Raw genomic sequence first — 19,799 nt, forward strand, 5'->3', positions numbered from 1 at the left:
ATTCACCACCTACTGTTTTTCCAATTGTCCCTGGCGGGCAGTAAACACGGTTGCCCGCTCGATTGTCTCATGCTTGATGCTTTCAATGCTTGTCGTTGTAACAAAGGTCTGTACTTTTCCCTGGATCGCGTCAAGTAAATGAGACTGCCGATGCTGATCGAGTTCAGAGAGAACGTCATCAAGGAGAAGGATCGGATACTCTCCTACATAAGCTCGGATCAGCTCTATCTCTGCCATTTTTAACGATAACGCAGCTGTTCGCTGCTGGCCCTGGGATCCGTATGTCTGTACGTCTCTTTCGTTGACCAGAAGCTTCATTTCATCCCGGTGCGGTCCTGCAAGTGACAGTCCACGTCGGATTTCATTTTCCCTGCGGCGCTCAAGCTCTGTCCGCAGCTGTTCAGCGAGTGCTGAGGCTTCCATTTCCGCATGAATGTTTGCGGAAGGGTCATACTGCAGCTCAAGCTGCTCCCGGTCCTGTGTGATCCGTGTATGAATCTCTGAGGCCCATCCTTCAAGCTGCTGTAAAAATCCGTAACGCCGCTGGATTACTTTCACGGCTGCTTCGATGTATTGTTCATCGATGACCTCAAGTGTTAATTCCTGCTCCCGGCTCGGCACGGGAAACATGCCCTTCAGCAGCTGGTTACGCTGCTTTAGAATGCGCTGGTATTTGGAAAGATCGTGAAGATACACCGGACTGATCTGGCCAATCTCCATATCAATAAAACGCCGCCTCATATTCGGCCCGCCTTTTACAAGGTTTAAATCCTCCGGGGCAAACATGACGACGTTGCATGCGCCTATATATTCGCTTAGCTTTTTTTGTTCGATGCCATTCTTTTTTACTTTTTTTCCTTTAGCCGAAAGAATAACTTCGAGATCAACATGACGCTGCTCCCGCTCGACTGAAGCTTCGATACGGGCAAATTCGTGGTCCCAGCCAATCAATTCCCTGTCTTTAGAAGTCCGGTGGGATTTCGCAAAAGCAAGCATATGAATAGCTTCCATCAGGTTTGTTTTTCCCTGGGCATTTTCCCCGACAATAACGTTTACAGTGTTCTCTATTTGCAAGGCAATATCACCGTAGTTGCGATACTGCTTGAGCCGAATGTTTTTTACATACACAGGCCTGTACTCATCCTTCGCCGGTATCGATAGTGAAGCTTCCGCTCTCTTCGACTTCCACTACGTCCCCTGGATATAGCTTTCTTCCCCTGCGGGCTTCTTCTTCTCCATTCACTTCTACAGCGAATTCGGAGAGAAACCACTTTGCCATACCACCTGTATCGATGATTCCAGCTTCTTTGAGGAACTGGCCGAGTGTTATATATTCGGTTGTGATATTAATCGCCTCTCCCATATCGATCCTCCCGACGCCGGATATTAAAGCATAATTATTATTTCTGCCTGTTTCCGAACATATTTCATTCATACTTTATATTTTACTAAAAATAAGCGGAAAATGCCAGTATATCGCACTATTCGTTTCATATTCCCTGTCAGCATAACATAAGAAAAACGGCCTCCTGTTTTATACAAAAGGCCGTATAATTGTTCAACTTTTAATACGTGCGTACCGGCGAAAATAAATGCAGCATCTGATCATGGTCTGTCGGTCGCACCACAAATGGGCTCATCGCCCCGGTAAATTGAATATGAATTTTTTCACTGTCGATTACTTTTAGGGCATCTGTGATATTTTTTCCGTTAAACGAAATGCGAAGTTCTTCTCCGTCTATTTTATCACAATCGATGTTTTCCGTCACTTTCCCAATTTCGGAGGAAACGGAGTTGATCTCCACCCTTCCGTCCCCGAGTGTTTTTAAGTTGATCACGTTGTTTTTTGTTTCTCTTGAAAGCAGCAAAGCCCGGTCAAGTGACTGCAATAATTCTTTCGTAGACAGCTCAACCCCGGTTTTCGTTTCAGAAGGAATCATATTTTTTGTGACCGGATATTTCCCATCAAGAAGCCGGGAATAAAACAGGAGATGTGGAAAACGGAACATTACCTGGGTTTCCGTAATAATAATTTCCACCGTGGAATCATCATCACTCAACAGACGGCTTAACTCATTCAGGCTTTTACCTGGAATGACAATGTTGGACAGATCAGGTGCATCCGAACCTGCTTCGAGATTTGCTTTCCGGAGAGCAAGCCTGTGGCTGTCTGTAGCAGTACAGATCAGTTCTCCGTTCTCACTTTCAAGGTTTACACCTGTCAACACTGGTCGCGTTTCCTGGGCCGACACGGCAAAAACTGTCTGGCGGATCATATCCTTAAGTAAGCTCTGCGGCAGATGGAACATATTTGTATCATCCAGTTTGGGAAGCCGTGGGTATTCTTCTGGGTCCAGACCATTCAGGTTAAATACGACAGAGCCGGAACGGATCGTAGTCGCGAACTGATCCTGTACGACGACTTCAATTTCTTCTCCTGGAAGCTTTTTTACTATTTCCGCAAAAAAACGGGCCTGGAGTACAATGCTCCCCTGCTCCTGCACCTGAACATACTGATTATCGTTTTCCTCTGTGGGAATGAACGTCTCGATGGATATATCAGAATCACTGCCCGTTAACGTTACGCCATCAGCGGCTGCAACGATTTTAATTCCTGTCAGTATTGGAATTGTCGTTCTGGAGGAGACAGCTTTATTTACGTTTTGTACATGTTGCACAAATTGATCTCGATCGACGGTGAAATGCATTAGGTCATCTCCCTTTATATATATTGTTTTTAAAGTAGTAATAGTAGTAGGGCTTGTTAGTAATGTGGATAAATAAGGTTTGAACTGCTAAATCAGGCATTTATAGTTGTGAATAAGCTGTGCATAACTTCGGGTCATTATCCACACCTATGTGCGTAATTGATCGATGATCCCCTGGACAGTTTTTTGCAGTTCTGTATCTGTCGACATCAGATTTGATATTTTTTCGTGGGCGTGAATGACGGTGGTGTGGTCTCTGCCTCCAAAAGCCTCACCTATTTTCGGCAGAGAGGCATCCGTCATTTCCCGGGACAGATACATGGCGATCTGACGTGGAAAAGCAATGCTCTTTGTACGCTTCTTTGCTTTTAATTCCGGCACAGGCATCTGAAACTGGGTGGCCACCCGTTCCTGGATATGCTCAATAGTGACTGTCTTAGGTTGGGCGGTAGGAATGATATCTTTTAAAGCTTCAGCCGCAAGGTCAGCATTCATGTCCTGATTGATCAACGAAGAATAAGCGACGACACGGATGAGTGCCCCCTCGAGTTCACGAATGTTTGTATCGATTTGATTGGCAATATAGAGCATGACCTCGTTTGGAATGTCGAGCATTTCCGCTTTCGCTTTTTTGCGCAGAATAGCGATTCTTGTTTCCAGGTCCGGCGGCGTGATATCAGTGATTAATCCCCATTCAAACCGGGAGCGGAGCCGGTCTTCAAGCGTTGGTATTTCCTTTGGCGGGCGGTCGCTGGAAATAACAATTTGTTTGCTTTCTTCATGAAGAGCATTAAAGGTGTGGAAAAACTCTTCCTGGGTCTGCTCTTTTCCTGCTAAAAACTGAATATCGTCGATAAGCAGTACATCGACGTTTCGATATTTGTTCCGGAAATGCACAGCTTTGTTGTCCCGGATAGCATTGATAAATTCATTGGTAAACTTTTCAGAGGACAGGTACATAACTTTGGCATTTGGATTGTGATCAATAACGTAATGGCCGATGGCATGCATCAAGTGGGTTTTTCCAAGGCCGACACCGCCGTAAATAAACAATGGATTGTACGCTTTGGCTGGTGCTTCAGCTACTGCAAGCGATGCAGCGTGGGCAAAACGGTTCCCGGAGCCGATCACGAAAGTATTAAATGAGTACTTATCATTCAGCATGCTCTTTGGAGGGTCCTGGCTGGAGTCGGACGGAGCTGCTTTTGGGGGCACTGGTTCGTTTTCAACTGGAACTTCAGCCTGCGGGATCACAAATTTCACCTGCAGCGCGGAGCCGGTAATATCTTCTAAAGCGTCAGTAATCAGGTTTGTATAACGGCTCTCAAGCCAGTCACGGGCAAACTCATTCGGTGCTTCAATAATTACGGTATCTCCTTGAAGATCCGAGGCCTCTGTCGCTTTCAACCACGTTTCATAGCTTGGTTTACTTACTTTTTCCTGCATTAGTTCCAATGTCTGGTTCCATAAATCAGTAATATTTTCCAATAAGGACGCACTCCTCTCGTACAGGTTTAGCAGTATACAATGGTTTGGCTGGAGACTCAAATCGCCGGAAAGACAGAAAAGGCTTCTATCTTATCATGGTGAAAGAAAGAAACCCAATAAGTGAATATGCGGGAGATGCATATTGTATGCGTTATAAAATTATTGTGCAATAATAATAAAATTATGTAAAAAAAGAAATACACATAATGCACAGGGCTGTGAATAACATTGTCCAATGGCTGTGGAAAATTATCCACAAAGTTATCAACAGCTGTGGATAAGGTTGCATTGCATGGAATGTTATTAACAGAAACTTAATCCATGATAGCAAATAAAAAGATGAATAACAACGGGAACATATTTGTTTATCCACAAACTCAAGAACTTGTGTATAGAAACTATCCACAGCACTAGATTATGTGTACAGGTTGTTCATAACGCTGTGGGCATTTTTTATGTTCGCTTTTGTTTATCCACACAGCAGGGAAAAATTGCTGGGCACAAATGCAGGAAAAACAGCCGGTGATATCGGTCAGGGGGTGGTTGACAGTTTTTCTTATTCTCTATATAATTTACGGGAATGTTTTCGAACGTTTATTACTCCTTAAGGAGGTGCGATACACTATGGGAAAACCAACATTTACCCCTAACAACCGGAAGCGTAAAAAAGTACACGGTTTCCGTGCGAGAATGGGAACAAAGAACGGTCGTCAGGTTTTGAAAAATCGTCGTCGTAAAGGTAGAAAAGTATTATCTGCATAAGAAGACCACGGATTTTATCCAGTGGTCTTTTTTTCTGTCTTCAGCCGGAAAGAAAAATAAAAATGCCGGCGGTTATTATAGGAAAAGGGGGAACCGGGTGATGAAAAAGCACAATCGTTTAAAAAAGAATCACGAATTCAGCTATATTTTTGCGCACGGAACTTCCTTTGCTAACCGGCAATTTGTGCTTTATACCTTAAAAAAAGAGGAACAGGTTCATTACCGGGCAGGACTTACAGTCAGCAAGCGGATGGGAAACGCCGTAATGCGCAACCGGATCAAGCGCTATCTGCGTGAAGCTGTATCGGAGCTTGAACCCCGGATCCCCGGAGGCTATGACCTGGTAGTGATAGCCAGGAAACCGGTAGCGGATATGGATTACCATGAAACGAAAAAAAGTCTGACCCATGTATTTAAAAAAGCCGGTTTGTTAAACTCAGGTAAAGCAAAGCCCACCAAGTAGACAAAAAGCTGTTTTCGCTTCTGACTGATAAGCGTCTGGGAGCGAAAAATACTTTTAAAATAGAGGGATTTCTGCCGGTGCTGAAGAAATTGTTTACAGAAACCGTGCGTAAATAAACTCAAAATCACTTTACACATACATGTATGTGCAGCATATGCCTATAGATGCCCATAATAAACGAAAAGCGGGTACTGAGAACGTAAGGAATGAGGAGGGCGGGGTAACGGTGAACCAATCGATGAAGGTTTCGGGGAAAACAGTAGAAGAAGCTTTAGATACAGCTGTGCGGGAGTGGGAAACGACAATAGACCGTATCGAGTACCAGGTGCTTGAAGAACCAAGAAAAGGATTTCTCGGTATTGGAGCGAAGCAGGCTTCCATAGAAGTATTCCTTCGGGTCGACCCTGTGGAGGAAGCGGCTGCATACTTAAAAGATCTGGTTCAGGCTATGAACGTAGAAGCAGAAGTGGAAGTACAGATCCTAAGAAAGCATACTGCGATGGAGATCAAAGGCTCTTCTCTCGGCCTTCTGATTGGAAAACGCGGAAAGACCCTCGATGCGCTCCAGCATCTTACGAATACAGCCGCCAATAAGTATGCTGACGCCAAACAGCATATAGTACTTGATGCTGAAAATTACCGTGGGAAACGAAAAGAATCGCTGCAGCGGTTTGCAGAGCGGATGGCCGGAAAAGCTCTCCGGGAAGCCAAAACAATTAAACTTGAGCCTATGGATGCAGCGGAACGAAAAATTATTCATCAGACCCTGCATCAGCATAAAAATATTGAAACAACGTCTTCAGGAAAAGAACCGAGGCGTCACGTAGTAATTACGCCCGGTGTAAAAGAAAAGTTAAAATGAGACAAATTGCCGCCTGGACTGCCGGGCGGTTTTTTAAAAGAAACAGGCAGATGTACACAGGTTATCCACATGTGGATAAAAACCTTTTTCGAACTGCGTTCATATGATATTCTATTTAGTTAGAAGCATATAAGGAAACTGACGAAAGCGATGCCGAAAAAGGTGTCGTCCTTTTCGTGTGTCTAATAGATGAAGAAAAACCCAGGGAGGGTTGATGAATGGAAACAGATACAATTGCCGCGATTTCGACTCCGAGCGGGGAAGGGGCTATTGCGATTGTCCGCCTGAGCGGAGACGAAGCGCTAAATATTGCGGATCATGTGTATAAAGGCAAAAAATCTCTTCATGACGTGGAAACCCATACGATCCATTACGGGCATATTATCGACCCAGCGGACGGCTCCGTGATTGAAGAATCCATGATCTCTGTCCTCAGGGCTCCAAAAACATTTACAAGAGAAGATATCGTGGAAATTAACTGTCACGGAGGACTGGTTTCGGTCAATCGTGTCCTTGATAATGTATTAAGCCAGGGAGCACGGCTCGCGGAGCCTGGAGAGTTCACGAAACGGGCATTTTTAAATGGGCGTATTGATCTTACACAGGCGGAAGGTGTCATGGACCTGATCAGAGCTAAAACCGACCGGGCCATGCAGAGTGCCTTAAAGCAGGTTGAAGGAAGGCTTTCCGAACGCATCCGCAAGCTTCGCCAGAAGCTTCTTGAAACAGTAGCCAATGTGGAAGTGAATATTGACTACCCTGAATTTGATGCTGATGTTGTGACGACAAATGTTTTGAAAGAAAATGTTTCGTTTGTCGGCGAAGAGATCGATCAGCTTCTCGTAACGGCCCGGCAGGGAAAAATTATGCGTGAAGGACTTGGCACAGCGATTATCGGCCGGCCGAACGTGGGAAAATCCTCCCTGATGAATAATTTGGTACATGAAAACAAAGCAATTGTCACGGAAGTGCCCGGCACCACAAGAGACGTGCTCGAGGAGTATGTAAACGTCCGGGGGGTGCCCCTTCGTTTAATTGACACCGCCGGTATACGTGAAACTGAAGATATTGTGGAAAAGATCGGCGTAGAACGCTCTCGCCAGGTGCTGCAGGAAGCGGAACTGATTCTTCTTGTCATCAATAGTGCAGAGCCGCTGTCCGATGAAGACCGAGCATTATTTCAGGCAGTTCAAGGCATGAATGTTATTGTTATAATGAATAAAACGGATCTCCCCAAGCAGGTGGATGAGGAAGAACTCCGGGAGTATACATCCGGCCGGCCGATTATTGCCGCTTCTTTTCTGAATGATGAAGGCATCGATAGTCTTGAAGAAGCAATTGCCCACCTCTTTTTTGATGAAGGGGTGGAGGCAGCGGACATGAATTATTTGTCCAATGCCCGCCATATTGGGTTGTTAAATCAGGCAAAACGTTCGGTGAATGACGCTTTGGAAGCCGTGGAAATGGGAGTGCCAGTAGACATGGTACAAATTGATATTACCCGGGCCTGGGAACAGCTCGGAGAAATTGTCGGGGAAAACGTGCACGACGGATTAATTGATCAGCTGTTTGCCCAGTTTTGTCTCGGAAAATAGATACATCCGCTGCAGGCGGAGGGTAATACTAGAAGGAGGAACCGTAATGAGTTACAACGGAGGAAATTATGACACGATTGTCATCGGCGCCGGACATGCGGGCGTAGAAGCAGGGCTTGCTTCTGCGCGCATGGGAGCTAATACATTGATGCTGACGCTGAACCTGGACGCTGTAGCGTTTATGCCGTGCAACCCGTCCGTAGGAGGGCCGGCAAAAGGCATCGTTGTCCGCGAAATTGATGCGCTCGGCGGAGAAATGGCTAAAAATATTGATAAAACCCATATCCAGATGCGGATGCTTAATACAGGAAAGGGACCGGCAGTTCAGGCGCTCCGTGCGCAGGCTGATAAATTTCTTTATCAGCAGGAAATGAAGCGGACCCTTGAGAACACAGACAATTTAACGATTCGCCAGGGACTGGTTGAGGAGTTGATCGTTGAAGATAACGTATGTAAAGGCGTAGTCACTAATACTGGCGCGAGCTATTACGCTTCCTCGGTCGTAGTGACAACGGGCACTTATCTGCGCGGCAAGATTATTCTTGGAGAACTTGCGTACGAAAGTGGTCCCAATAACATGCAGCCCTCCATCAATTTATCGGACAGCATTAAAGCGCTCGGGCTCGATATGGTACGGTTTAAAACCGGCACGCCTCCCCGGGTGAACAGTAATTCCATCGATTACAGCAAAACAGAGATCCAGCCCGGCGACGAGCAGCCGCGTGCCTTTTCCTACGAAACGGTGGAATTCATTACTGATCAGCTGCCGTGCTGGCTCACCTATACCGGCGCAGAAACGCATGAGCTGATTACAAACAATCTGCAGCGCTCTCCGATGTACTCCGGTATGATCGAAGGAACTGGTCCGAGGTACTGCCCTTCAATTGAAGACAAAATTGTCCGTTTTAACGACAAGCCGAAGCACCAGATTTTCCTCGAACCCGAAGGCAGAAATACAGATGAAGTTTACGTGCAGGGGCTCTCAACCAGTCTTCCGGAGGACATTCAGTTCGGCATACTCAAAACGATCCCGGGACTTGAAAACGTAAAAATGATGCGCCCGGGATATGCGATCGAATATGATGCAATTGTTCCGACGCAGCTATGGCCGACCCTTGAAACAAAAACCGTGGAAGGTCTCTTTACTGCCGGTCAGATTAACGGTACTTCGGGTTACGAAGAAGCTGCTGGGCAGGGAATTATGGCCGGAATCAACGCAGCCTGCAAAGCACAGGGCAAGGAAGGCGTCATCCTTGACCGTTCGGATGCGTATATTGGGGTTTTGATTGATGATCTGGTCACTAAGGGCACCAACGAACCATATCGCCTGTTAACGTCGAGAGCCGAATACCGCCTGCTTCTCCGTCATGACAATGCCGATCTGCGTCTAACCGATATCGGTCATGAGATCGGATTAGTTCCGGAGGCCCGCTACGAACGATTTGTGCATAAAAAAGAATCGATCGAGGCTGAGAAAAAACGATTGGAGAGCTTTACTCTGAAGCCGCATGAAGAAATTAATGATATGCTCATTTCCCGCGGTTCAACAGCGATGAAGGAAGCAGCTTCGGCGGCCCATCTGATGAAGCGGCCGGAAATCGGTTATGCTGATGTTGCTCCATTTGCAGACGCGCCTTCGTCTATTGCGCCAGATGTAGCCGAGCAGGTGGAAATTCAGGTGAAATACGAAGGATATATTTCCAAACAGCTTGAACAGGTCGAGCGGATGAAAAAAATGGAAGAGAAAAAAATTCCAGAAAGCATCGATTACCACTCCATCTCGGGTATTGCGATTGAAGCGAGACAAAAGCTTTCAGAAGTACGTCCGCTTTCTGTCGGACAGGCATCCCGTGTATCCGGAGTGAATCCGTCCGATATATCTATACTGCTTGTGTATATTGAACAGGGCCGTATGGCAACGACGTAACAGTACGTGATCAAGCCCCTGCTTACTGAAAGCAGGGGCTTTTTTTAAGACAACTCCGTTTTGCTGGGGGGTAAGCACCAGGAGGGTGAGTGTTGTCGTATTATCCAGTGAAGGGCAGGAAAGAAAGAATGAGTAAAGAAACGTTTCCGGAATGGCTTGAAGCCATACATATTTCTTTGGACGATAAACAGAAAAAGCAGTTTGAGCAGTATTATCAGCTGCTCGTGGAATGGAATGAGCGCATGAATCTGACAGGCATTACTGAAGAAGGGGAGGTATATGAAAAACATTTTTATGATTCTCTTACCGGGGCTTCCCTTTCGGCCTTTAAGGCAGAAGGCACTCTGATCGATGTCGGTTCAGGAGCCGGCTTCCCAAGTCTGCCTCTCAAGATCTGCTTTCCGGAGCTTCAGGTTACGATTGTCGACTCTTTAAAAAAACGCATCGGTTTTTTAGAGGAAATCGTCAGTGAGCTTGGGCTTGAAGGAGTGACCCTTATCCATGACCGGGCCGAGCAGCTGGCGCGTCAAACGGCGTACCGGGATCAGTTTGACGCAGCGAGTGCCCGTGCTGTGGCTAAGCTTCCAGTACTGCTCGAGCTCTGCCTGCCGTTTGTAAAGCCAGGAGGTGTTTTCATTGCGTGGAAGGGAGCCAGCGGGGAAGAGGAACTGCATGAGGCAGACAACGCGCTGGTAAAATTAGAAGCAGAAGTATTGGCCCCGAAGAAAATGAAACTCCCGGAAGAACAGAGCGAACGAGTGCTATTAACATTCGAAAAAAAGAAAAAGACCCCAAAAGCGTATCCAAGAAAACCAGGGACCCCGGCAAAAAATCCTTTATAATCACCTACGGCTCATTCGACAACCCTTAGAAACGTGATAGAATGAAAAGAGCAAATGTACGAAATCCACTAGTGAAACATCATAGGCCGCAGTTTTTAAGTGAGGTGATATACGGGTATGAAACAGTCGATTCAAAAATGGTTCGGTCTGGGGGACAACCAGGCTGAAAAAAGCGGCATTAATGAACACGAAGTTAAAATGATTCCCATCCATCAAATCATGGCAAATCCTTTTCAGCCACGGACCATCTTTTCAGATGAAAAGCTTTCGGAGTTAGCTCAATCGCTGCAGACGCACGGCCTTCTGCAGCCAATAACGGTCAGAAAGCAGTCCGGAGGCTATGAAATTATTGCTGGTGAAAGGCGTTGGCGCGCTTCGCAGAAGCTTGGATGGAAAGAGATCCCGGCGCTGGTGAAAGAATTTAATGATACCCAGACGGCTTCAATTGCGCTCATTGAAAACCTTCAGCGAGAAGCATTAACAGCGCTTGAAGAGGCAGCTGCATACGCCAGGCTGCTTGAAATGAATCAGCTCACGCAGGCAAGTCTGGCGCAGCGGCTGGGAAAAAGTCAGTCGACCATCGCTAACAAGCTTCGCCTGCTACATCTTTCTGAATACGTTCAGGAGAAGCTGTCAGAAAAAGAAATTACCGAACGGCATGCTAGAGCGCTTCTGAAGCTTCCGGAGGCGGAGCGCCAGGATCGTATCGTTGATGAGGCCATTGAAAAGGACTGGAACGTGAAACAGACGGAAGATAAAATTGCTGCTATGCTTGATCCAAAGCCGAAAAAGACAAAGCAGCCGAAAAAGCACGTCTCCAGGGATACCCGTATTGCCTTAAATACGATCCGGGAGTCGATAGACATGGTGACGAAAAGCGGTATGACAATTGATACTAATGAAGAAGACTATGATGGTTATTATCAGGTGACCATTCGAATACCAAAATCGAAGCAGTAAATAAGAAGAACAGCATGGAACTGGGAAAGTAGGTGTATCGATGGCAAAAACTGTTGCTATCGCCAACCAGAAAGGCGGCGTTGGGAAAACAACAACAGCAGTAAACATTAGTGCCTGTCTGGCACATGTAGGACAGCGGGTGCTTCTCGTGGACATTGACCCGCAGGGTAACGCCACCAGCGGGGCCGGCATTGAAAAAGGGGACGTTGAAAAATGCGTGTATAACGTTCTCGTTGAGGACACGGATATTCGTGATATTGTCCGGGGCACAGCCTTGGAACAACTGGACGTAGTACCTGCCACCATACAGCTTTCCGGGGCAGAAATTGAGCTGGTCTCCACTATTTCCCGGGAAATAAGGCTGAAAAATGCATTGGAGGATGTGGCTGCGCAGTACGACTACATAATAATCGATTGCCCTCCCTCCCTTGGACTTTTAACGATCAACGCGCTTTCCGCTTCGGACTCGATTTTAATCCCTGTGCAGTGTGAGTACTATGCCCTGGAAGGATTGAGCCAGCTGCTCAATACGGTCCGGCTTGTGCAAAAGCACTTAAACCATGACCTGGAAATCGAAGGGGTCCTGCTTACGATGCTCGACGCAAGGACCAATCTTGGATTTCAGGTTATAGAAGAAGTGAAAAAATATTTTCAAGAAAAAGTATTCGAAACGATTATTCCCCGGAATATACGTCTTGGGGAAGCTCCAAGCCACGGTCTTCCAATTATTATGTATGACGCAAAGTCTAAGGGTGCCGAGGTCTATTTAGAATTAGCAAAGGAAGTGGTTGCTGGTGGCCAAAGGTCTAGGTAGAGGATTGAACGCTTTTTTTCCGGAAGAAACAGGCGGCAACGAAGATCAAATCACTGCCGTACCAGTACAGGAATTACGGCCGAACCCTTATCAGCCCAGAAAACGATTTGAAGAAGAGGCGATTGAAGAGCTGAAGCAATCTGTGGCGGAGTTTGGTGTCCTGCAACCCATTCTCGTCCGCAAAAGTATTAAAGGGTACGATATTGTTACGGGAGAGCGGCGGTTCCGTGCTGCCTCAGCGGCAGGCCTAAAAGAAATTCCGGCGATCGTAAAGGATTTAAGCGATGAGCGGATGATGGAAGTCGCGTTAATTGAAAATCTGCAGCGGGAAGACCTGAATCCATTAGAAGAAGCCCATGCGTATCAGCGTCTGGTGGAATCACTCGACATTACTCAGGATGAACTGTCCAAGCGGCTCGGAAAGAGCAGACCGCACATTGCCAATTATATCCGGCTTCTGCAGCTGCCGGCAGAAGTGCAAAAGCTCGTTGAGACCAAGGAGATTTCCATGGGGCACGCCAGAACGCTTCTTGGATTGAAAAAGAAAGAGCTGGCGGTGAAGGTAAGCGAACAGATTGTTAAACAGGCACTCAATGTCAGGCAGACGGAAGCACTTGTTCAGCAGATGAACGAGGGTGTTCCACGTGAAACAAAGCAAAAACAGCCGGCCTCTCCTTTCCTTGAACAAAAAGCTGAGGAACTCCAATCATATTTTGGTACCTCCGTTTCTATACAGCAGGGAAAAAATAAAGGAAAGATTGAAATCGAATTCTTTTCGGATGAGGACCTGGATCGGATTCTTCAGCTTCTGAGTGAAGAAAAAGAATAAAGCAAAGGCTCCCGGTTCATGAACCGGGAGCCTTTGCTAATTTTTGTGAATTTAAAGATAGAGGCCGGTGAACAATATCAGGCATAGGAGGAAACGCGCTCAAGCACCACCATTGGGTGCCCATCGGAAAGACTGAATGTGCGGGAAATGACAAATCCGAATGAATGGTAAAGGTCGATTGCCGGCTGGTTCTTTTCACTGGTGTAGGCGTAAATTAAAGTGTCGAGATGGTGATTTAATAAATATTTCAGCAGATAAGAGGCAAAGCCCCGCCGGAAGAAATCCGGGTGGACGACGAGTCGTGTAATTTGCAGTTTTTTCTCCTGGTACTCATAAGCAATAAAAGCGCGGAGCTCACCCTCCACAAAGTAGCCAACAAAGGTTTCCTTCGATGAACGGATAGATTCTACGGTTTCATTTAGAGCAGGAATATCAAAATTGTCTATAAGCATAGCTTCTGTATAGTAGGCTTGCTGCTGCACAGCAAGAATACTTTTAGCAGTATCGTATTTATGATTGGGTAACAGGACGATCATTATAATCTCTCCTTGCAATGAAAGTGCGGAAAGAACGATAAAAGACATCAGCTATGTAACCTTTGCCGTTTAGGGCAAGCCCGCTCCAGTTCATTTATAGTAAAATATTTAAAGCCAGTCCAAAAGGCTCAAAAATCAATAGCCAAAAGCACAGGATGGAGAGGCTCACCATTGCTTCTAGCAGTTGGACTGCAGCTTATCAGCGCATCCCCAAAGGATTTCAAAAGAATATACAGAGAGAAATAAAGAAATAAATGGAAAAAGGGAGCGGACATTTATGGTGCTGACAGGAACATTGGTCAACGGAGTGACTATTATTATTGGATCATTAATGGGGTTATTGTTTCACCGTATACCGGAAAGAATGAAAACAACTATTATGCAGGCGTTGGCGCTGGCGGTTGTTCTTCTCGGCATTCAGATGGGACTGCAGACAGAACAATTTTTAATTGTCGTGGGCAGTCTGGTAACTGGAGCCTGGGCGGGAGAGCGCCTGCGAATCGAAGATGGTCTGGAGTCGGTCGGCCAGTGGGTGGAAAAACGAATGGGAAGCAGCGGTACAGAGAACACGGTAGCCAAAGGTTTTGTAACTGCCACGCTGGTATACGTGGTGGGAGCGATGGCGGTGCTTGGAGCAATGGACAGCGGGCTGCGTCAGGAGCACGATGTCTTATTTACAAAATCAATGCTGGACGGATTTTCAGCGCTTATTTTTACAACGACTATGGGGATTGGTGTGTTATTTTCTTTTATTCCAGTCGTTATTTACCAGGGGTCCATTGCCCTTTTTGCCGTCCAGATTGACAGGCTGGTGCCGCAGGAGGCCATGGATACCTTTATTACTGAAATGACGGCCACCGGCGGCGTGATGATTATTGCTATCGGACTAAAGCTAGCAGGTCTTTTAGAAATCCGGGTGGCAAATCTACTTCCGGCGATACCGATGGTGGCTTTTTTTGTGTTTATTATCCGTCTGGTCGGCGGATGAAGCCTCCCGGAGAAAGCGGACATGGTCGTCCTCGTTATGGAAAGTTACCGGAGGGGTGGTGGCTTCTTCCTCCTGCAGAACATGCTGCTTTGAGATTGATCGGTCGGCAAGAAGGAAGCTATCTGCTATTAAAGAAGCCATTGTGTCGATAGTATACAGCCTGGTATTTTGCAGTACGAAGTATTCCATCATTCCGCTGACATTCACTATGCCGTTAATGTGCATATCTCCAACCATTGGAAGCTGCTTTTTCATTGCAGCTCCCGGAGTTACTCCTCCTTCATTTAAAGTAACTTTCCCTACATTCTGAAGATAACCAAGACAGGCGTCCACAGCGATAATAAAAGCATGCGGATGCTCTGCTGCAATGATCGAAAGCGTTTCTTCTAAATTAACAGCATGTACCGGGTACTGGAGAGTGCCGTATATATAAAAGTTTTCCAGTTGCTTTTCAAGAAGCTTGCTTCCGGTTAAAGGCCCTAGAGAATCTCCGGTGGAGCGGTCTGTGCCGATACAGACCAGGACGATATCTTCATCTGTGACACGCTCCCGGATATGACCGGCCAGACAGTCCGCCAGCTCTCCAGCACTTCCGGGCTCATCCATGCTGACGTGACAGTGAGTACGGTAGGCTTCACGTGAAACAGCTTTTTTTCCCATAGCAGATAACTCCTTTCCAGAATTCTCCCCAAAAAAATTGTATTAGCCTACTATACCCGCGTTTGGGTAAAAATAACTGTCGTATTTAAGCAAAAGCCGCTCCCGGGCAGAAAGATGATCGTTTAATTGAGGTTTTTGACGGATTACGATAGGATAAAAAGTATCGAAACGTTCAGGTGAGATGAGAAGAAAGGAGAAAACAGGACTCATGGTGGAAAAGCAGCCTTTTGATATCAATAGTATTGTAGAAATGAAAAAACAGCACCCGTGTGGTGTAAACCGCTGGAGAATTATCCGGATGGGCGCCGATATCCGGATTAAGTGCGAAGGGTGCGGGCATAGCGTGATGCTTCCGAGAAAAGAATTCAGTAAAAAGGTGAAAAAGGTGCTCGAATAATTCCGGTAAAGCTGCTCTTGTTGTCGCAAAAGTGAAATTATACTATACTCAAAGCAATATACTAACGATAAAGAGTTGCTTTTAAGGACAGCTGCGGTTGTCCTCTTTGTTATGTTTAGAGAAATATTAATTGAAAGAAAGAAGGAAATAATAAATGGCTTTAACTACAGGTATAGTCGGACTTCCGAACGTTGGGAAGTCAACATTGTTCAACGCGATCACTCAGGCGGGAGCGGAGTCTGCCAACTATCCGTTCTGCACAATTGACCCGAACGTAGGTATTGTGGAAGTGCCGGACAGCAGGCTAGAACAGTTAACAAATATGTTCCAGCCGAAAAAAACGATTCCTACAGCATTTGAATTCACAGATATCGCCGGCATTGTTGAAGGGGCGAGCAAAGGGGAAGGCCTGGGAAATAAATTCCTTTCTCATATCCGTGAAGTGGACGCTATTTCCCACGTGGTACGCTGCTTTGACAGTGATGACGTCACTCACGTTTCCGGAAAAATAGATCCGATCCATGACATCGAAGTAATTAACCTGGAACTGATTCTTGCAGACCTTGAAACAGCAGAAAAGCGGATCGATAAAGTAGCAAAGCTTGCCAAGTCCAAGGATAAAGACGCAATGCAGGAGCATGCGGTACTCGAAAAGATCGTCGAAGCACTGAAAGAAGAGCAGCCCGTGCGCAGCCTGGAATGGACTGAGGAAGAGCTGAAAATCGTCAAAGGCTTCCAGCTTCTCACGATGAAGCCGGTATTATACGTCGCCAACGTCAGCGAAGACGACTTAATGGAAGAAGAAGACAATGAGCACGTCTCCCGCGTCAAAGAATTCGCAGCAGCTGAAGGTGCGGGCGTTGTAGTTATTTCGGGGAAAATTGAAGAAGAACTCGCGGAGCTTGAAGGAGAAGAAAAAAATGAATTTCTTCAGGACCTCGGTATTGAAGAGCCGGGGCTTGACCAGCTGATCCGGGAAGCTTATTCCCTGCTTGGCCTGCAGACGTATTTTACTGCAGGCGAGCCGGAAGTAAGAGCCTGGACGATACGCAAAAATACAAAAGCTCCCCAGGCTGCCGGGGTAATTCACAGTGATTTTGAAAAAGGCTTTATCCGTGCCGAGGTTGTCGGCTACGAAGACCTGATGCAGGCAGGTGCAATGAACAGCGCCAAAGAGGCAGGCAAGGTAAGGCTTGAAGGCAAGGAATATATCGTTAAGGACGGCGACGTCGTTCATTTCCGCTTTAACGTTTAATTTTTCCTCTGGGAATATTGTAAAATGCAATTCAAGCTGATATAATTTTAACTTGCGAGTTAAAAACGGATAAGCGTTTTTTGCTCCTTGTTCTTTTCCACCGGAGAAGAGCCGAAGACCAAAAGGAGGTGACGCAGCATGCGGAATTATGAGGTACTTTACATTATCAGCCCGAATGTTGACGAAGATGGTGTCAAAAACACAATCGAACGGTACAACAAAATCTTAACGGATAACGGCGCTGAAATTGAAAAAGTAGACGAAGTAGGAAAAAAACGTCTCGCATACGAAATCAACGATTTTCGTGACGGGTATTACGTTGTAACCTATATTAAAGGCACCGCGGACGCTACCAACGAATTTGACCGTCTGGTTAAAATCGATGATAACGTAATCCGCCACTTAGTTGTTCGTAACGACGACTAATTTCATTAACAATCAGGAGGGGTTTAAATGATAAATCGTGTCGTGTTAGTCGGTCGGCTGACCGCGGACCCTGATCTGCGTTATACCCCGAACGGCGTAGCAGTCGCTAACTTTCGCATTGCGGTAAATCGTCCATTTACCAACCAGCAGGGCGAACGCGAAGCAGACTTTCTTAACTGCGTCATTTGGCGGAAGCAGGCAGAAAATGTGGCCAATTACTTGAAAAAAGGCAGCCTGGCCGGTGTGGATGGACGTATGCAGAGCCGGAGCTATGAAAACCAGGAAGGCCGTCGTGTAACGGTAGTAGAAGTTCAGGCGGAGAGCGTGCAGTTCCTTGAACCGCGCGGAGCGTCCGGAGGCGGAGGTTCTTCGCAGGGAGGCGGCTATTCTCAGCAGCAGAGCAGCCAGAGCTCAGGTTCAGGCCAGCAAAATCGCGATTCGTCTAATTTAAACGATGATCCGTTTTCGGATAACGGGCAGCCAATCGACATTTCAGATGACGATTTGCCATTCTAAAACCCCTGAGAGCATAAACAATCTTTTATAAAGGAGGATAAACAATGGCAGCAGCAGCACGTCGTAGAGGAAAAAGACGGAAAGTTTGTTACTTCACAGTAAACAAAATTACTCATATCGATTACAAAGATACTGAACTCTTGAAGAAGTTTATTTCAGAAAGAGGGAAGATTCTTCCACGCCGCGTAACTGGTACGAGTGCGAAATATCAGCGTAAGCTGACCCGCGCTATCAAGCGTTCCCGTCACGTAGCATTGCTTCCTTTTGTGCGCGAGCAGTAAGGGAAACATTTAAACACCCTTTTCCAGGTCTTATGCCCGGGAAAGGGTGTTTTATTGTGTGGAAGCTGGCTGTATGTTTAGTCTGCTCCCTCCCCGGGGTATAAATGAAGTAATTGTTAAAGCGTTTTATATACCGGGAAGGAGGTTTTCACATGGACGTTCAATCTTATATTACGAAAATTAATAAACAGCTTGAAGAACTGAAGCAGGATGATATTCAGACCGCAGATGAGAACATAGAAGCGGAGGTTCCAAACGAATCTTCCTTCAAACTACCGAATGAAGAATAAATAGAAGCCCGGCCGCAGATAAATAAACGAAATAAGGCGCTGACGGAAGTCAGCGTTTTTTTAGATATGTACAGCCTTTGACTATTCGGCTGTTCGTCTTTCTTTTTGAAAAGGAATAAGCTAAAATGAACGAATGGAATTTCCATGAATACGAAGAGATAAAGGCAGCACTGGGATAATGTGGGAGTGAAAGCAATCGGGCGGCTGCTGTACATTTATTTGACTGCCTTTGTAAATGAGGTGAACGTGAAGTGAAAAATGCTAGAAGTGTCGCAGAAGCAGCCGTCTTTAGCGCTATTTTCCTGGTGCTGGTACTGCTGTTGATCTTTGTGCCGGTCGTCGGAAGTATATTAACGATAGCGATGCCGCTTCCGTTTATTATTTTTGTGGCAAGAAACGGATGGAAGCCGGGCATTTTTATGTTTATCGTCTGTGCGCTGCTTGCGACTTTGTTTACGGGCGGTATTGGTTTTCCGACTGCTTTGATTTTCGGTCTTGGTGGCATTGCAGCAGGTGCGCTTATTCATCAAAAAAAGCCGGCTTTTGCCGTTTTTGCTGCAGGAACTGTGGCTTATATTATCGGCCTGGTTTTATTTTATTTAAGTTCGGTTCTTCTGTTTAATATTGATCCGATTCAATTAATCCAGCAAACACTGAATGACTCTATTGCCCAGGCGAGAAGCATGATGGAGAGTATCGATCAGAATACCTCAAATCTGGATGCCTTAGCAGAGATGGTCACACTGGTTCAATACATCGGTCCGGTACTCCTTATTGGTACAGGCATTATTCTTTCATTTATAACCCAGGTGTTCGCCCATGTTATTTTGAAGCGTGTCCGGATGGATTATCAGCAGTTTCCGGCTTTTCGAAACTGGAATTTTCCGAGGTCTCTCATATGGTATTATTTGACCGGTTCCATATTTATTCTGATCGGGCTTGAAGAAGGCACAGCTATGTATATTGTTGTTATGAATCTTTTTCCTCTTTTGGAGCTGGCTGTAGCTATTCAGGGCTTTACCGTGATCTTTTATTTCCTGCATGCTAAATCCTATCCGAAATACTACGGGGTTCTCATTATCGTCGGGAGTATATTATTATCAACAATAGCATTATTTTTGGCCCGCATATTAGGTATAATAGATTTAGGTCTAAACTTAAAGCAACGCATTCAAACCGACACGAAGTAGGGGTTGAGTT

At 46.0% G+C, this 19,799-nt stretch carries 23 protein-coding genes; 17 read left to right on the plus strand and 6 right to left on the minus strand.

Annotated features, from left to right (window positions below; translation table 11 throughout):
* Positions 1 to 9: 9 nt before the first annotated feature.
* The 4 genes from recF to dnaA form a co-directional block, all read right to left on the minus strand.
* On the minus strand, positions 10 to 1,128 hold the full coding sequence (recF, locus tag Q9M42_RS04535; RefSeq protein ID WP_322525342.1) for a DNA replication/repair protein RecF: 1,119 nt from the start codon (positions 1,126 to 1,128) through the stop codon (positions 10 to 12).
* 10 nt (positions 1,129 to 1,138) lie between these two features.
* Positions 1,139 to 1,363 carry a S4 domain-containing protein YaaA gene (gene yaaA, locus Q9M42_RS04540; protein WP_322525343.1) on the minus strand — a complete coding sequence of 75 codons (225 nt, stop codon included), beginning with the start codon at positions 1,361 to 1,363 and terminating at the stop codon, positions 1,139 to 1,141.
* A 202-nt stretch (positions 1,364 to 1,565) separates the two neighbouring features.
* Positions 1,566 to 2,708, minus strand: a complete 1,143-nt coding sequence (gene dnaN, locus Q9M42_RS04545) for a DNA polymerase III subunit beta (RefSeq protein WP_322525344.1) — start codon at positions 2,706 to 2,708, stop codon at positions 1,566 to 1,568.
* A 147-nt stretch (positions 2,709 to 2,855) separates the two neighbouring features.
* A complete protein-coding gene (gene dnaA / locus Q9M42_RS04550; RefSeq protein ID WP_322525345.1) occupies positions 2,856 to 4,196 on the minus strand; it encodes a chromosomal replication initiator protein DnaA in 1,341 nt (446 codons plus the stop codon).
* A gap of 624 nt (positions 4,197 to 4,820) precedes the next feature.
* Between dnaA and rpmH the strand changes: the two genes are divergently transcribed.
* The 9 genes from rpmH to Q9M42_RS04595 all read left to right on the plus strand — a co-directional run bounded on the left by rpmH (position 4,821) and on the right by Q9M42_RS04595 (position 13,250).
* Positions 4,821 to 4,958, plus strand: a complete 138-nt coding sequence (gene rpmH / locus Q9M42_RS04555) for a 50S ribosomal protein L34 (RefSeq protein ID WP_079474470.1) — start codon at positions 4,821 to 4,823, stop codon at positions 4,956 to 4,958.
* Positions 4,959 to 5,058: 100 nt separating this feature from the next.
* Positions 5,059 to 5,421 carry a ribonuclease P protein component gene (rnpA, locus tag Q9M42_RS04560; protein WP_322525346.1) on the plus strand — a complete coding sequence of 121 codons (363 nt, stop codon included), beginning with the start codon at positions 5,059 to 5,061 and terminating at the stop codon, positions 5,419 to 5,421.
* Between the two features lie 226 nt (positions 5,422 to 5,647).
* Positions 5,648 to 6,283 (plus strand): RNA-binding cell elongation regulator Jag/EloR, encoded by a 636-nt coding sequence (jag, locus tag Q9M42_RS04565; protein WP_322525347.1) that lies wholly within the window; start codon positions 5,648 to 5,650, stop codon positions 6,281 to 6,283.
* A gap of 218 nt (positions 6,284 to 6,501) precedes the next feature.
* The gene (gene mnmE / locus Q9M42_RS04570; protein ID WP_322525348.1) at positions 6,502 to 7,878 is read left to right on the plus strand and encodes a tRNA uridine-5-carboxymethylaminomethyl(34) synthesis GTPase MnmE; all 1,377 of its coding nucleotides are present in this window, start codon (positions 6,502 to 6,504) and stop codon (positions 7,876 to 7,878) included.
* 46 nt (positions 7,879 to 7,924) lie between these two features.
* A complete protein-coding gene (gene mnmG, locus Q9M42_RS04575; protein WP_322525349.1) occupies positions 7,925 to 9,805 on the plus strand; it encodes a tRNA uridine-5-carboxymethylaminomethyl(34) synthesis enzyme MnmG in 1,881 nt (626 codons plus the stop codon).
* 128 nt (positions 9,806 to 9,933) lie between these two features.
* Positions 9,934 to 10,647 (plus strand): 16S rRNA (guanine(527)-N(7))-methyltransferase RsmG, encoded by a 714-nt coding sequence (rsmG, locus tag Q9M42_RS04580; RefSeq protein WP_322525633.1) that lies wholly within the window; start codon positions 9,934 to 9,936, stop codon positions 10,645 to 10,647.
* 117 nt (positions 10,648 to 10,764) lie between these two features.
* Positions 10,765 to 11,607 carry a nucleoid occlusion protein gene (gene noc, locus Q9M42_RS04585; protein ID WP_322525350.1) on the plus strand — a complete coding sequence of 281 codons (843 nt, stop codon included), beginning with the start codon at positions 10,765 to 10,767 and terminating at the stop codon, positions 11,605 to 11,607.
* A gap of 40 nt (positions 11,608 to 11,647) precedes the next feature.
* Positions 11,648 to 12,421: a ParA family protein gene (locus Q9M42_RS04590; RefSeq protein WP_022792953.1), complete on the plus strand. Its 774-nt coding sequence runs from the start codon at positions 11,648 to 11,650 to the stop codon at positions 12,419 to 12,421.
* Positions 12,402 to 13,250: a ParB/RepB/Spo0J family partition protein gene (locus Q9M42_RS04595; RefSeq protein WP_322525351.1), complete on the plus strand. Its 849-nt coding sequence runs from the start codon at positions 12,402 to 12,404 to the stop codon at positions 13,248 to 13,250. Before Q9M42_RS04590 ends, Q9M42_RS04595 begins: the two co-directional genes overlap by 20 nt.
* A gap of 77 nt (positions 13,251 to 13,327) precedes the next feature.
* On the opposite strand, the gene Q9M42_RS04600 is transcribed toward Q9M42_RS04595, so the two are convergent.
* Positions 13,328 to 13,786, minus strand: coding sequence for a GNAT family N-acetyltransferase (locus Q9M42_RS04600; RefSeq protein ID WP_322525352.1), 459 nt, complete (start codon positions 13,784 to 13,786; stop codon positions 13,328 to 13,330).
* A gap of 277 nt (positions 13,787 to 14,063) precedes the next feature.
* Between Q9M42_RS04600 and Q9M42_RS04605 the strand changes: the two genes are divergently transcribed.
* Positions 14,064 to 14,774, plus strand: a complete 711-nt coding sequence (locus Q9M42_RS04605; protein ID WP_322525353.1) for a DUF554 domain-containing protein — start codon at positions 14,064 to 14,066, stop codon at positions 14,772 to 14,774.
* On the opposite strand, the gene yyaC is transcribed toward Q9M42_RS04605, so the two are convergent.
* A complete protein-coding gene (gene yyaC, locus Q9M42_RS04610; protein ID WP_322525354.1) occupies positions 14,712 to 15,434 on the minus strand; it encodes a spore protease YyaC in 723 nt (240 codons plus the stop codon). The two genes, Q9M42_RS04605 and yyaC, sit on opposite strands and share 63 nt — an antisense overlap.
* A 208-nt stretch (positions 15,435 to 15,642) precedes the next feature.
* Here yyaC and Q9M42_RS04615 point away from each other — a divergent pair, with 208 nt between their 5' ends.
* The 7 genes from Q9M42_RS04615 to Q9M42_RS04645 all read left to right on the plus strand — a co-directional run bounded on the left by Q9M42_RS04615 (position 15,643) and on the right by Q9M42_RS04645 (position 19,789).
* Positions 15,643 to 15,831, plus strand: coding sequence for a DUF951 domain-containing protein (locus tag Q9M42_RS04615; RefSeq protein WP_022792959.1), 189 nt, complete (start codon positions 15,643 to 15,645; stop codon positions 15,829 to 15,831).
* Positions 15,832 to 15,985: 154 nt separating this feature from the next.
* Positions 15,986 to 17,086 carry a redox-regulated ATPase YchF gene (ychF, locus tag Q9M42_RS04620; RefSeq protein ID WP_322525355.1) on the plus strand — a complete coding sequence of 367 codons (1,101 nt, stop codon included), beginning with the start codon at positions 15,986 to 15,988 and terminating at the stop codon, positions 17,084 to 17,086.
* Between the two features lie 138 nt (positions 17,087 to 17,224).
* Complete coding sequence (rpsF, locus tag Q9M42_RS04625; RefSeq protein ID WP_022792961.1) at positions 17,225 to 17,512, plus strand: 30S ribosomal protein S6; 288 nt, start codon at positions 17,225 to 17,227, stop codon at positions 17,510 to 17,512.
* A 27-nt stretch (positions 17,513 to 17,539) separates the two neighbouring features.
* Positions 17,540 to 18,028: a single-stranded DNA-binding protein gene (ssb, locus tag Q9M42_RS04630; RefSeq protein ID WP_091615222.1), complete on the plus strand. Its 489-nt coding sequence runs from the start codon at positions 17,540 to 17,542 to the stop codon at positions 18,026 to 18,028.
* 44 nt (positions 18,029 to 18,072) lie between these two features.
* Positions 18,073 to 18,309 carry a 30S ribosomal protein S18 gene (rpsR, locus tag Q9M42_RS04635; RefSeq protein WP_022792963.1) on the plus strand — a complete coding sequence of 79 codons (237 nt, stop codon included), beginning with the start codon at positions 18,073 to 18,075 and terminating at the stop codon, positions 18,307 to 18,309.
* Positions 18,310 to 18,461: 152 nt separating this feature from the next.
* A complete protein-coding gene (locus Q9M42_RS04640) occupies positions 18,462 to 18,599 on the plus strand; it encodes a hypothetical protein (protein WP_322525356.1) in 138 nt (45 codons plus the stop codon).
* Between the two features lie 251 nt (positions 18,600 to 18,850).
* On the plus strand, positions 18,851 to 19,789 hold the full coding sequence (locus Q9M42_RS04645; protein ID WP_322525357.1) for a YybS family protein: 939 nt from the start codon (positions 18,851 to 18,853) through the stop codon (positions 19,787 to 19,789).
* Positions 19,790 to 19,799: the final 10 nt, after the last annotated feature.

The organism is Marinococcus luteus, assembly GCF_034497705.1.
In the GTDB taxonomy this organism is placed as follows: Bacteria; Bacillota; Bacilli; order Bacillales; family Marinococcaceae; genus Marinococcus; species Marinococcus luteus_A.

What these genes read in the sequence shown, in the direction of transcription:
- yaaA (WP_322525343.1), bottom strand. Translation starts at nt 1,363, where the DNA reads ATGGGAGAGGCGATTAATATCACAACCGAATATATAACACTCGGCCAG.
- dnaN (WP_322525344.1), bottom strand. Translation starts at nt 2,708, where the DNA reads ATGCATTTCACCGTCGATCGAGATCAATTTGTGCAACATGTACAAAAC.
- rpmH (WP_079474470.1), top strand. Translation starts at nt 4,821, where the DNA reads ATGGGAAAACCAACATTTACCCCTAACAACCGGAAGCGTAAAAAAGTA.
- rnpA (WP_322525346.1), top strand. Translation starts at nt 5,059, where the DNA reads ATGAAAAAGCACAATCGTTTAAAAAAGAATCACGAATTCAGCTATATT.
- mnmE (WP_322525348.1), top strand. Translation starts at nt 6,502, where the DNA reads ATGGAAACAGATACAATTGCCGCGATTTCGACTCCGAGCGGGGAAGGG.
- mnmG (WP_322525349.1), top strand. Translation starts at nt 7,925, where the DNA reads ATGAGTTACAACGGAGGAAATTATGACACGATTGTCATCGGCGCCGGA.
- rsmG (WP_322525633.1), top strand. Translation starts at nt 9,934, where the DNA reads ATGAGTAAAGAAACGTTTCCGGAATGGCTTGAAGCCATACATATTTCT.
- noc (WP_322525350.1), top strand. Translation starts at nt 10,765, where the DNA reads ATGAAACAGTCGATTCAAAAATGGTTCGGTCTGGGGGACAACCAGGCT.
- Q9M42_RS04590 (WP_022792953.1), top strand. Translation starts at nt 11,648, where the DNA reads ATGGCAAAAACTGTTGCTATCGCCAACCAGAAAGGCGGCGTTGGGAAA.
- Q9M42_RS04600 (WP_322525352.1), bottom strand. Translation starts at nt 13,786, where the DNA reads ATGATCGTCCTGTTACCCAATCATAAATACGATACTGCTAAAAGTATT.
- Q9M42_RS04605 (WP_322525353.1), top strand. Translation starts at nt 14,064, where the DNA reads ATGGTGCTGACAGGAACATTGGTCAACGGAGTGACTATTATTATTGGA.
- yyaC (WP_322525354.1), bottom strand. Translation starts at nt 15,434, where the DNA reads ATGGGAAAAAAAGCTGTTTCACGTGAAGCCTACCGTACTCACTGTCAC.
- Q9M42_RS04615 (WP_022792959.1), top strand. Translation starts at nt 15,643, where the DNA reads ATGGTGGAAAAGCAGCCTTTTGATATCAATAGTATTGTAGAAATGAAA.
- ychF (WP_322525355.1), top strand. Translation starts at nt 15,986, where the DNA reads ATGGCTTTAACTACAGGTATAGTCGGACTTCCGAACGTTGGGAAGTCA.
- rpsF (WP_022792961.1), top strand. Translation starts at nt 17,225, where the DNA reads ATGCGGAATTATGAGGTACTTTACATTATCAGCCCGAATGTTGACGAA.
- ssb (WP_091615222.1), top strand. Translation starts at nt 17,540, where the DNA reads ATGATAAATCGTGTCGTGTTAGTCGGTCGGCTGACCGCGGACCCTGAT.
- rpsR (WP_022792963.1), top strand. Translation starts at nt 18,073, where the DNA reads ATGGCAGCAGCAGCACGTCGTAGAGGAAAAAGACGGAAAGTTTGTTAC.
- Q9M42_RS04640 (WP_322525356.1), top strand. Translation starts at nt 18,462, where the DNA reads ATGGACGTTCAATCTTATATTACGAAAATTAATAAACAGCTTGAAGAA.